The organism is Streptomyces violaceusniger Tu 4113 (assembly GCF_000147815.2).
GTDB lineage: Bacteria > Actinomycetota > Actinomycetes > Streptomycetales > Streptomycetaceae > Streptomyces > Streptomyces violaceusniger_A.
Genome location: NC_015957.1, coordinates 9227699 through 9239100, shown reverse-complemented (window position 1 = coordinate 9239100; position 11402 = coordinate 9227699). Strand labels below are relative to the sequence as shown.

The 11402-nt window shown below is 71.0% G+C and carries 9 protein-coding genes; 7 read left to right on the top strand and 2 right to left on the bottom strand.

The annotated features are described in order from the left end of the window. Positions 1–36 precede the first annotated feature (36 nt). The 4 genes from STRVI_RS37615 to STRVI_RS37600 all read left to right on the top strand — a co-directional run bounded on the left by STRVI_RS37615 (position 37) and on the right by STRVI_RS37600 (position 6514). Entirely contained in the window at positions 37–501 is a 465-nt protein-coding gene (locus tag STRVI_RS37615) for a hypothetical protein (protein ID WP_014060801.1), read from the top strand. 83 nt (positions 502–584) lie between these two features. After that, the gene (locus tag STRVI_RS37610) at positions 585–2699 is read left to right on the top strand and encodes an FUSC family protein (RefSeq protein ID WP_014060800.1); all 2115 of its coding nucleotides are present in this window, start codon (positions 585–587) and stop codon (positions 2697–2699) included. 139 nt (positions 2700–2838) lie between these two features. Next, the gene (locus STRVI_RS37605) at positions 2839–3600 is read left to right on the top strand and encodes a thioesterase II family protein (protein ID WP_014060799.1); all 762 of its coding nucleotides are present in this window, start codon (positions 2839–2841) and stop codon (positions 3598–3600) included. 103 nt (positions 3601–3703) lie between these two features. Further along, positions 3704–6514 carry a helix-turn-helix transcriptional regulator gene (locus STRVI_RS37600; RefSeq protein WP_014060798.1) on the top strand — a complete coding sequence of 937 codons (2811 nt, stop codon included), beginning with the start codon at positions 3704–3706 and terminating at the stop codon, positions 6512–6514. Positions 6515–6595: 81 nt separating this feature from the next. Here STRVI_RS37600 and STRVI_RS37595 read toward each other — a convergent pair whose 3' ends face one another. Together STRVI_RS37595 and STRVI_RS37590 are read right to left on the bottom strand one after the other, a co-directional pair. Further along, on the bottom strand, positions 6596–7243 hold the full coding sequence (locus tag STRVI_RS37595) for a response regulator transcription factor (protein ID WP_014060797.1): 648 nt from the start codon (positions 7241–7243) through the stop codon (positions 6596–6598). Then, complete coding sequence (locus STRVI_RS37590; RefSeq protein WP_014060796.1) at positions 7236–8480, bottom strand: sensor histidine kinase; 1245 nt, start codon at positions 8478–8480, stop codon at positions 7236–7238. Before STRVI_RS37590 ends, STRVI_RS37595 begins: the two co-directional genes overlap by 8 nt. Before the next feature lie 170 nt (positions 8481–8650). Between STRVI_RS37590 and STRVI_RS37585 the strand changes: the two genes are divergently transcribed. From STRVI_RS37585 to STRVI_RS37575, 3 genes are all read left to right on the top strand, one after another. Next, positions 8651–9217, top strand: coding sequence for a hypothetical protein (locus STRVI_RS37585; RefSeq protein ID WP_014060795.1), 567 nt, complete (start codon positions 8651–8653; stop codon positions 9215–9217). Between the two features lie 76 nt (positions 9218–9293). After that, the gene (locus STRVI_RS37580) at positions 9294–9794 is read left to right on the top strand and encodes a PH domain-containing protein (protein ID WP_014060794.1); all 501 of its coding nucleotides are present in this window, start codon (positions 9294–9296) and stop codon (positions 9792–9794) included. Beyond that, positions 9791–11338, top strand: a complete 1548-nt coding sequence (locus tag STRVI_RS37575; RefSeq protein WP_014060793.1) for a PH domain-containing protein — start codon at positions 9791–9793, stop codon at positions 11336–11338. Before STRVI_RS37580 ends, STRVI_RS37575 begins: the two co-directional genes overlap by 4 nt. The last annotated feature ends 64 nt before the right edge of the window (positions 11339–11402 follow it).

Below are 11402 nucleotides of genomic sequence, written 5' to 3'. Positions count from 1 at the left end.
ATCATCAACGCAAGACTGTATACAGGGGGATTTGTCATGTCTGTTGTGATGCGCTCACTTCGCTCCCGTGCCGCGGTGGCCGGCGGCTGTGTGGCCGCGCTCGGCCTCGGATTCGCGCTGGCCGCCGGGTCGCCCGCCTCGGCCGCCGCGCAGACCGACCCGAACGGCCGCTACACCGCCGAGGAGATCCACCACTTCCTGGAGGGCTTCTACGGAAACCACGGCCCGCGCGCCTGGGAGCGGGAGCACCTGGTCTCGGACCAGCTCAAGGAGCAGGCCGCCCAGACGCCCGACTTCGACCTGCTGCTGTGCGCGCAGAACCAGCCGAGGGACATCGAGGTCGGCGAGGTGACCACGGCCCAGTCCGCGCGGGTCGGCTGGGCGACCATCACCACCCGCTGGGGCCAGGCGCCGAAGACCCGCACCTTCACCGCGTATGTGGACCTCGACGGCAGCCGGCCGCTCCAGCTCCTCAAGGTGGACTGCGAGCCCGGGGACTGATCCCCGCCAGAGGCCGGACCCGGGGGAATCCACAGCGGAACGGTTGGTTCAGTTCTCCCGGGGCCACCCCGTAGTCTCGCCGTATGACCTGGTCGCACGCGTTGAAGGAGACCGCCCGGACCGGCCTTGCGATCGAGCGCACCAGGACGGAGCCGCTGGTCGCGATCCGTGCCGCATGCGGGGTCGCGCTCGTCATCGGGATGGCGCTGTGGCTCGGCTCGCCGACGCTCGCCGTCTCGGCGGCCTTCGGCGCCTTCTCCGCCGGGGTCGCCACCTTCCAGCGCAGTTGGCGCCCCCGCCCCTGGCTGGCGCTGGCCGCCGCGACCGGTCTCGCGGTGAGCACCTTCCTCGGCTATCTGGCCGCCGCCCACACCTTCACCTTCGTCATCATGCTCGCCGTCTGGACGCTGATGTCGGGCATGGCGTGGGCGGTCGGCCCGGTCTCCGGGCTGGTCTCCACCCAGATGGTGGCCGTCATGCTGATCACGGTCACCCTCCCGACCTCGATCCTGGGCGCCCTGGGGCACGCCCTGCTGGTCGGCCTCGGCGGCGTGGTGCAGGCCGCGCTGATCGTGCTCTTTCCGGTACGCCCGTGGGGCGTGCAGCGCGACGCCCTCGCGGACGCGCTCGCCGCCGTCGCGGACTACGCCCGCAGACTGCGCTACGAGCCGGTGGCGCATTTCGACCCCAAGCCGCTGATGGAGGCCCGCAGCGCCGCCGCCCTCAGCCCACGTCAGGCCCGGCGGCGGCCCCGGCAGCTACGCGGCTACCGGCTGCTGGCCGAGCGGATCCGCCCGGTGCTCGCCTCGCTCGCCGACCCGGTGGTCGGCGCCCCCGAGGAGGGGCCCGAGCGCGACCGGGTGCGGGAACTGCTGGCCGCTACGGGCACCGTGCTGGACGCGGTGGCCCACGCCATCCGCCACGGCACACCGGTGCGGGTGCCCTCCGACGCCATGTCCGTCCTGCGGATGCCGGAGGACGGGCCGAAGCTGAGCGGTGCCGCCCAACGTGCCGCGCTGCGGCTCATGTCGCTGGTGGCGGACGTGGTGGAGGCGTCCGATGAGCCGGTGGAGGAGGTGTCCGCCGAAGGCCGCACGGTCCACCGCTTCCTGCCCCGCCCCGGTATCCCGGGCACCGTGGCCATGGCGCTGCGCTCCATCCGCCGCGAGGCCCGCTGGTCCTCGCCGGTGCTGCGCCACGCGGTGCGCCTGTGCGCGGTCGACGTCAGCGGCTATCTGCTGAGCACGGCCCTGCCGCTGGGGCACTCCTACTGGGCGCCGCTGACCTCCACGATGGTCCTGCGGCCGGACTTCGCCCAGACGTACTCCCGCGGCGTCGCCCGCTTCCTGGGCACTCTGGCGGGTGTGCTGGTCGGCGGCGGGGTGGTGGCACTGGTCCACCCCGGCTCCTACCTGAGCGCCGGGCTGGCCGTGGTGTGCGTCCTGGCGATGTACCTGCTGCTGCGCACCGGTTTCATCGTGACCTCCGCGTGCGTGAGCGCGTATGTGGTCTTCCTGCTCAGCATCGCGGGTGAGGCATGGGATCAGACCGTGCAGGCGCGGGTGGCGCTGACCCTGCTCGGCGGGGTGCTGGCGATGGTCGCGTACGCGGTCTTCCCCGCCTGGGAGACACCGCGGCTGCGGGACCGGCTCGCGGACTGGCTGACCGCGAACGGCGCCTTCGCCACCGCCGTCTTCGACGCCTACGCCCGCCCCGCCGACCGCCGCCCCCGCCAGGTGCGGGACGCCCTGCTGGACGCCCGCGCGGCGCGGGCGGCCTGGGAGCAGAGCGAGTCACAGGCCCACCGGGAACCGGTGCGCCATCGCGGACTGTCGCGGCGCGCGGCGCGGGCGGCGCAGACGGCGCTGTCCACGATGGGACGAGTCGTCATGCTGCTGGAGGCGCATCTGCCGGAGCGCGACGCGGCGCCGTCCGAAGGGGCCGGGGACTTCGCCGCGGCACTGCGGCAGGCGATGCCGAAGGCGGTCGAGGCGGTACGAGAGCGGCGGCCGCTGAACTGGGAGCCGGTGCACCGGTCGCTGGAGCGGTGGCGGCAGAAGGCGGGGGACCGTCCAGGGGTGGCGCTGCGCGACGCCGAGCAACTCGTCGACGCCCTGGACGATCTGGCGGAGGCGCTCAGCAAGAGCGCGAGACAGTCACGCACGCCCCGGGATCCCGGTCAAGGAGAATCCCCCTAGACTAGGGGTGCCCCCTACATCAATGGGCGTGTTAATCATGGAGGGGCAGTGCTGTGCCGAGGTGCCCTGGATGCACGCCCGGTAGGCTCTGCCGTCTGTCCGCACGGATTGCCTGACGAGTGAAAGAACTTCCCTACGCATGGGTGCACAGCGAGAAGACAGCGTCTGGATACGACGTTTCCATCCGGCGCCCGAGAGCCGCGCCCGTCTGATTTGTCTGCCGCACGCCGGTGGTTCGGCGTCGTTCTTCTTCCCGATGTCACAAACGCTTTCGTCGTCCGCGGATGTCCTGTGCGTGCAGTATCCGGGGCGTCAGGACCGGCGGCAGGACCCGCTGATCGAGAACATCGACGAGTACGCGGACGCCATCGCCGCGGAGTTGAAGCCGTGGCTCGATCTCCCGGTCGTCTTCTTCGGGCACAGCATGGGCGCCGTTCTCGCGTTCGAGGTGACCCGGCGGCTGGAGGAGGCCGACGTGGAGTTCTCCGCGCTCGCCCTCTTCGCGTCGGGCCGCCGGGCGCCCTCCCGTTACCGCGATGAGAATGTGCACCGGCGCGATGACGACGGCGTCGTACGCGAGATGAAGCTGCTGAGCGGCACCGATTCCCGCGTCCTCGGAAATGAGGAGATTCTGCGCATGGCGATGCCGGCGATCCGCGGTGACTACAAGGCGATCGAGGCCTACCGCTCCGTGCCCGGCGCCGCCGTCCGTTCGCCGATCACCGTGCTGACCGGCGACAACGACCCCAGGACCAGCCTTGAAGAGGCGGAGGCATGGCGGTCGCACACCACCGGCGCGTTCGACATCCGGGTGTTCCCTGGTGGTCACTTCTTCTTGGCCGGGCATCAAGAGCCGATTATGAGTCTCGTCGCGGAGCGGCTTTCGGGGTCGAGACCCTGACCCGGGCGCTTCAGGAACCTGGCCGACGTACTGGAAAACACCACTCGTCACGCTTGTTGTCCCCGGCGGTCCGTCGGGGGTACCAGGTGGCGTTCATCGGGGGATGAATTCTTTGCCTGCAAACCTCTTCGAATGGGAGAACCACCTCTCCGCCCTGCGCGAAATGCTGCGCGGCGCGACCCAGGGCAGGGGTCGGCTGGCTCTGGTCAGCGGCGCGGTGGCCAGTGGGAAGACCACGCTGCTGAACACCTTTGCCGAACAGGCCATCGAAAGCGGCGCGTTGCTCCTGGAAGCGACCGGTTCGAGAGCCGAGAGAGACCTTCCGTTCGGGATTATCCGGAAGATTTTCGACAACGGCGCGATGCCCTCCGAAGTGCGCTCCGAAGTGATCGCACTGCTTGACGGAAACGGGCTGGAAAGCACCGCCGCGGGACGCATGCACGTGATGTCCCAGATTTCCTCGGTACTGCTGCGGATGGTCGACGATCGCACGCTTGTCGTCCTCGTCGACGATGTGCACTGTGGTGACGATCAGTCCCTGCAATTCCTGCTCCACCTGGCCCGCCGGGTGCGTCAGGCGAAGGTTCTCATCGTCCTCACCGAATCCCCCCGGCTTCGTCAGGAACAGTTCACCTTCCACGCCGAGCTGCTCCGCCAGCCCAACTGCGTCCGCATGCGGACGCACATGCTCACCGAGTCGGGCGTGGCCGAGGCGCTGTCCGGCTCCCTGTCCGCCACCGTCGCCGCCCGCCTCGCCCCCGAGTGCCACCGCGTCTCCGGTGGCAACCCGATGCTGCTGCGGGCCCTGCTGGAGGACTGGCGGACCGTTGGTGAGCACGGCGAGGCCCAGCAGCGCCCCGCGCCCGGCGAGGCGTTCGCCCACGCCGTCCTCGGCTGTGTGCACCGGGGTGAGCCCGAGGTGCTGGAGGTGGCCCGCGGGGTCGCCGTCCTCGGCGACGCCCGCTCCCCACGGCTGCTCGGCCAGCTCCTCGACCTGAGCCTCAGCACGGTCCAGCAGGGCGTCCAGGACCTGCACCAGTGCGCCATCCTGGAGCACAACGCCTTCCGCGACGAGGTGGCCCGTACCGCGGTGCTCGACGCGACCCCCGCGACCGCCCGCGGCGCCCTGCACGCCCGCGCCGCCCGGCTGCTGCACGCCGACGGCGCCTCCGCCCTCGACGTCGCCCGCCAGTTGGTCTCCGCCCGGCAGGACGGCGAGCGCTGGACCGTCCCCGTCCTGCGCGAGGCCGCCGAATTCGCCCTGGTCGAAGAGGAGTTGGAGTTCGCTCTCCGCTGCCTGGAGCACGCCCACCACGCCTGCGGGCCCGGCCCCGAGCGCACCGCGCTCAAGGCCCGGCTGGTCAGCGTCGCCTGGCGGATCGGCCCGGCCGCCGCCGAGAGCCATCTGCCGGAGCTCATCGAGGACGCGGAGCGGGGCAGGCTCGCCCCGCGCGATGTCGCCCCGATCACCTCCTACCTCGTCTGGTCGGGGCGGCTGGGCGCGGCGGCCGACGCCGTCGCCGCGCTGGCCCGCTCGGCCGGCACCGGCGACGACCCCGCGATGACCGCCGCCGTCTCCGCCTCCGCCCAGTGGCTGACGATGCTCAGCCCCCCGCTGCGCGACCGCCTCCCCACCGTCGGGACCGGCATCACGGCGGCCACCGGCGCCCCCCGCGACATGGCCTACCTGGCCTACGCCCACGCCGCCGCCACCATGTCCGCCGCGCTCACCGAGGGCCAGGCCGACCGGGCCGTCATCGAGGCCGAACGGGTCCTGCAGCGCCACCACCTGAGCGACAGCACCCTCCAGCCGCTGGTCATCGCGCTGCTGGCGCTGGTCCTGGCCGGCCGGCTCGACCTCGCCCTGTCCTGGTGCGAGCGGCTGCTGGGCGAATGCTCCGCCCGCCGCGTCCCCACCTGGCAGGCGCTGCTGTCCGCCGTACGGGCCGAGATAGCGCTGCGCCAGGGCGATCTGCAGGTCGCCGCGCACCAGGCGCGCACCGCGATGTCGCGGATATCGGTCCAGGGCTGGGGCGTGGGCATCGGGCTGCTGCTGTCCACCCTGATCCAGGCCGAGACCGGGATGGGGCACTACGACGAGGCCATGGCGCTGCTCGAACAGCCCCTGCCCGACGAGCTCTTCCAGACCCTCCCCGGGCTGTTCTACCTGCGGGCCAGGGGCCGCTGCCATCTGGCCACCGGCCGCTACCAGGCCGCGCTCGGCGACTTCACGGCCGCCGGTGAGGTGATGGACGCCTGGCGGATGGACATGCCCCTGCTGACCCCCTGGCGGTTGGACGCCGCCGAGACCTGGCTGGCCCTCGGCGACCCCAAGCGCGCCCGCGCGCTGGCCGAGGAGCAGTTGCGGCTGGGCCCGGAGGACGCCCGGCTGCGCGGCGCCCTGCTGGTGGTCCTGGCCCGCACCGACGAGCTCAAGCGCCGGGTGCCCCGGCTCAAGGAGGCCGTCGAGATCCTGGAGGGCGGCGACGACCGCATCCAGCTCGCCATCGCCCTCGGCGAACTCGGCCGCGCCTACCGCTCGCTGGGCGACTTCAACCGGGGCCGGGTGTTCGTCCGCAAGGCGTGGCATGTGGCCAAGACCTGCGGCGCCGATCCGCTGTGCCGTGAGCTGATGCCCCGGCACGCGGACACCGGTGAGCTCGCGGCGGCCGCCGCCCAGCCGGGCCAGGGCGCCGAGCAGCAGCGCGATGTGGAGGCGCTGACCGAGGCGGAGGTGCGGATCGCGGTGCTGGCCGCGCACGGCAACACCAACCGGGAGATCGCCTCCAAGCTGTTCGTCACCGTCAGCACCGTGGAGCAGCACCTGACCCGCATCTACCGCAAGCTGAACGTCAAGCGGCGCCGTGACCTGCCCGCGAAGCTCTCGGACAGCAGCCTGACGGGGACGGTGTAGCGGGTTTCAGCCTGACGGGGACGGTGTAGCGGGGCCACCCGCGGTCGTCACCCCGCGGTGGTAAGCCCCGTCACGGCCGCGCTAGCTCAAGAACCCGCGCTCCATCGCCTTCATCACCGCGGCCGTGCGGTCGGAGACGCCGAGCTTCCGATACGACCGCAGGAGATGCGTCTTGACCGTGGCCTCGCTGACGAACAGCTCGGTGCCGATCTCGGAGTTGGTCAGCCCCCGGCCGACCAGCCGCAGCACCTCGCGCTCACGGCCGGAGAGCGGGGACGGCTCGACCGTCCGGGAGCGGAAGAGCTTGCCCGCCAGCGACGGGGTGAGCACCGTTTCGCCACGCGCCGCGGTCTGCACCGCGTCGATCAGCTCCTGGCGTGAACTGCCCTTCAGCAGATAGCCCGCGGCGCCCGCCTCCACCGCGCGCAGGATGTCGGAGTCGTCCTCGTACGTGGTCACGATGACCACCTTGCAGCCCGGCACCTGCCGCAGGATCTGCCCGGTGGCCTCGACCCCGTCCATCCCGCCCATGCGCAGATCCAGCAGGGTGATGTCCGGCCGCAGCGCGACCGCCTGGACCACCGCCTCCTCACCGGAACCGGCCTGCCCGACCACCGTGATCCCCTCGGCGGACTCCAGCATGGCGCTCAGCCCCTCCCGTACCACGGGATGGTCATCGGCCAGCAAGACCCTGATGGGGCCGCTCGGATCGCCCGTACCCTCAGCCACTCACTGCCTCCCCGGTCAGCGCCGTCACCGGCACGCTCACCTCCACGGTGGTGCCCCGTCCGGGGCTGCTCGTCACGGACGCCACCCCGTCGATCTCCTCCACCCGGGCCTGCATCCCGCGCAGCCCGTAGCCTTCCTGGGTGCCGTCCGGGGTGAAACCCTCGCCGTCGTCACGGACCAGCAGGCGGACGCCGCCCTGGTCGAAGACCACGATCACATCCACCGTACGGGCCTGATGGGCGTGCTTGCGCACATTGGCGATGGCCTCCTGCACCGTGCGCAGCAACACCACGCTCACCGCCATCGGCAGCGGCTTCTCCTCGCCCATCACCGAACACCGCACCTCCAGGCCGGTCTCGGCGATCAGCCCCTCCGCCTGCCGGCGCACCGCCTGGGAGAGCGAACCGCCGCGCAGCGCGGGCGGGGTGAGGGCGGCCACGAAGTCACGGGCCTCGGCGAGCGACTCCTTGGCCACCCGCCCGGCCAGCGACAGATGGTTCACCGCCTGGTCCGGGGCGTCGCGCACCTCCGACTCGGCCGCCTGCACCAGGCTGATGATGCTGGTCAGGCCCTGCGCCAGGGTGTCGTGGATCTCCCGGGCCAGCCGCTCGCGTTCGGCCGAGATACCGGCCTCGTGGGAGAGCCTGGCCACCCGCTCCCGGCTGCGCTGCAACTCCTCGATGAGCTGCCCGCGCCCCTTGCTCTGCCGCACCACCCGCTTGATCCACAGCCCCAGCAGCATCGACAGCGCGATGCTCAGCAGCGAGATGGGCAGGACGCCCAGGACGCTCAGCCCCAGGTCCTCCCCGATGAACGCCACCACCAGCACGGGGCAGAGATTGGCCACCGTGGCCAGCACCACCGCCGAGACCATCGGCAGGCTCATGATCAGCATCGGGATGACGGCGAACAGCGCGAACGCGCCGATGAGGTTGAACGCCGTGGTGACACAGAACAGCGCCACCAGACCCGCCGCGAACACCAGGTTCCGCGGGCCGTGGGTGTCCTCGATCATCAGCGTCCGGCCCACCGCCGCGTACCACGGCACGCACAGCGTCAGCGCGGCGATCGGGATGGAGTGGCCGGCCTGGGAGCCGCTGGAGAGGAAGAGCAGGATCGCGGTGACGAGATAGGAGACGGCGAAGAAGCCGTCCCACAGGCCGAACCAGCGGGTGCCGGACTCGGGACCGTAGTACGCCCCGGTCTGCGAGCCCTCCCCCGGAGAGTGATTGCGCACGGGCTCAGTACTACCACGCGTGTCCACCGTGTCCACCGGACGGTTGACAGCCAGAACCCACCGTTCGGTCGTCTCGCGGCGGCCGGTCCGCTTCTAGCGTTGAGTCAGGTGGGACGGAGAGTCGTCACACCGCCTGCACATCACCCTTTTTGGCTTGGAGAACGTCCCGTATGCCACAGATGAGCCAGTTCCTGTCCGCACTGATCGCCAGTGGCACGATCCTGATCATCATCCTGGCGACCGACATCGGCCGCCGCCGCATCACCACGATGCGGATGGTGCGCTCGGTCATCGCCGTGGCGATCGTCATCGCGATCTTCGTCGATTCCTTCCCGACCAAGGGCAACGACCTCTCCCTGCAGCTCGTGGGCGTCGGCACCGGTGTCATCTGCGGTCTGATCGCCGGAGTGCTGCTGCCCGCCTACAAGGACGCCACGTCCGGTGACCTCTACACCATCGGTGGCATCGGCTACGCCCTGGTGTGGATCGTCCTCTCCAGCGGACGCATCCTCTTCGCCTACGGCGCCGAGCACTGGTTCACCATGGACCTGGTCAAGTTCTCCATCGACTACAAGATCAGCGGTCAGGACACCTACGCCAACGCCTTCGTCTTCATGTCGCTGGCCATGGTGCTGACCCGTACCGCCGTGCTGCTGGCCAAGATGCGCAAGCTGAAGGGCCAGGACATCGCGAGCGGCCGGCTTCCGCAGCAGACCACCACCGGTGCGTCGGTCTGAACCGCCTGATTTCATAGTCCACCAACCCCGCCGGGCCCGCCCCGGCACCCGCCAGACGCAAGAGCAGGGTGAAGCAGTGGAACGCCATGACAACCTGAGGCTCCGACCGCCTCGGCACCGGGTCGACCGCCGTGCGATCGGCTGGTGGACCGTGCAGTCCGCCGTCTTCGCCCTGCCTCTGCCGCTCGTCTTCGGGATCCTGTGGGCTTCCATTCCCCCCACGCGTGAGTTCTTCATGTGGGCCACGCTGATCTCGCTGGTCCCCGGGCTGCTCTACATGGCCGTCATGCCGGCCTGGCGCTACCGGGTCCACCGCTGGGAGGCCACCGGCGAGGCGGTCTACGCGGCCTCCGGGTGGCTCTGGCAGCAGTGGCGGGTCGTTCCGCTCTCCCGGGTCCAGACCGTGGACACCCTGCGCGGCCCGATCCAGCAGATGTTCGGGCTCTCCGGCGTCACCGTGACCACCGCCTCCGCCGCGGGCGCGGTGAAGATCAAGGGCATCGACCACAAGATGGCTGCGGACCTGGTCGAGCACCTGGCCAAGTCCACCCAGGCCGTCCCGGGAGACGCCACATGACGTCGGACACCACCGTGCGGCCGCCCGCCCACGAGGCCGGCCATGACTGGGGGCGGCTCAACAGCCGGCTGCTCCTGGTCAACCTGTCCATCCTCGCCGCACCGGTGGCGATGTTCCTGGTCAGCCTCGCGGTCACCGGCGGCGACACCAACCTCCAGGTCATCATCACCCTCGGCTCGCTGTTCGTGACCTTCCTGGTCATCAGCGGCATCGGGCTGATGCGGCTGTTCACCACCCGCTACCGGCTCACCGACGACCGCTTCGAGCTCCACACCGGTCTGCTCTTCCGCAGCGAGCGCTCGGTCCCGATCGGCCGCATCCGCGGTGTCGACCTCACCGCCAACCCGGTCCACCGGATCTTCGGCCTCACCACGCTGCGGATCGACAGCGGGGACCAGAGCGACGCCGCCGCGCGCAGGCTCGCCCTCGACGGCATCACCAAGGCCGAGGCCCTGGAGCTGCGCGGCCGGATCATCGCCCTGCGCGACGCAGGGCAGGCCCGGCCGGTGGCCGACAGCGACGGTGTGCTCAGCCGGCTGGACTGGTCCTGGCTGCGCTACGGCCCGCTGACCCTGTGGGGCGTGGGCGGTGTCTTCATCGCCGTGGCCAGTGCGTACCGCACCCTGAGCGAGCTCCAGGTCAACCCGCTCGACCTCGGCATCATCAAGGACCTCGAGGACCGCTTCGGCACCATTCCGCTCTGGTACGGACTCCTGCTGGCCGCCGTTCTCATCGTCGTCCTCGGCATGATCGGCTCGACCGCCACCTTCATCGAGAACTGGGCCGGTTACGAACTGCGCCGCGAGGACGGCGGGATCTTCCGCATCCGCCGCGGACTGCTGGCCACCCGCTCCGTGAGCATCGAGGAACGCCATCTGCGCGGCCTCGAACTCGTCGAGCCCATCCCGCTGCGCTGGGCCAAGGGCGCCAAGCTCAACGCCGTCGCCAGCGGCCTGGGCAACCAGGAGGACAACCGCAGGCGCCGCGCCCTGACCCCGCCCACCCCGCGCGGCGAGGCGCTGCGGGTCGCCGCCGAGGCGCTGCCGACCGGCTCCGGTCTGATCGAGCGCAAGGGTCTTCTCCCGCACCCCCGGGCGGCCCTGCGCCGCCGGATCAACCGCGCCCTCATCTGGTCGGTCCTGATCGCGGCCGTCCCGGTGGGCCTGGGCCTGTGGCTCGGCTCCTGGCTCGTCATCACCGGCGTGATCACCGGTGTGGTGCTGGTGCCGGTCCTGGTGGCGTTCGCCGTGGGCGCCTACCACAGCCTCGGCCATCTCCTGCGCGGCCGCTTCCTGGTGATGTGCTCCGGGGCGTTCGCCCGTCGCACCGTCGCCCATCAGCGTGAGGCGATCATCGGCTGGAAGTTCTCCCGGACGCCGTTCCAGCGGCGGGTCGGGCTGATCACCCTCGGCGCCACCACCGCCGCCGGTGAAGGCGTCTACCACGTGCACGACCTGACCGAAGGCCAGGGAATCGCCCTCGCAGAGACCGCGGTACCGGGGCTGCTCGCTCCGTTCATCGAGAGAGCCCCCGACCGCGGCTGACACCACCCCGAGACCAACTGGCGATCCCCCGAGAGGTGGAGGGGCGGACCGAAAGGCCGCCCCT

Excerpts from the sequence above, each read along its gene's own strand:
- STRVI_RS37615 (WP_014060801.1), top strand. The coding sequence starts at position 37 with ATGTCTGTTGTGATGCGCTCACTTCGCTCCCGTGCCGCGGTGGCCGGC.
- STRVI_RS37610 (WP_014060800.1), top strand. The coding sequence starts at position 585 with ATGACCTGGTCGCACGCGTTGAAGGAGACCGCCCGGACCGGCCTTGCG.
- STRVI_RS37605 (WP_014060799.1), top strand. The coding sequence starts at position 2,839 with ATGGGTGCACAGCGAGAAGACAGCGTCTGGATACGACGTTTCCATCCG.
- STRVI_RS37600 (WP_014060798.1), top strand. The coding sequence starts at position 3,704 with ATGAATTCTTTGCCTGCAAACCTCTTCGAATGGGAGAACCACCTCTCC.
- STRVI_RS37585 (WP_014060795.1), top strand. The coding sequence starts at position 8,651 with ATGCCACAGATGAGCCAGTTCCTGTCCGCACTGATCGCCAGTGGCACG.
- STRVI_RS37575 (WP_014060793.1), top strand. The coding sequence starts at position 9,791 with ATGACGTCGGACACCACCGTGCGGCCGCCCGCCCACGAGGCCGGCCAT.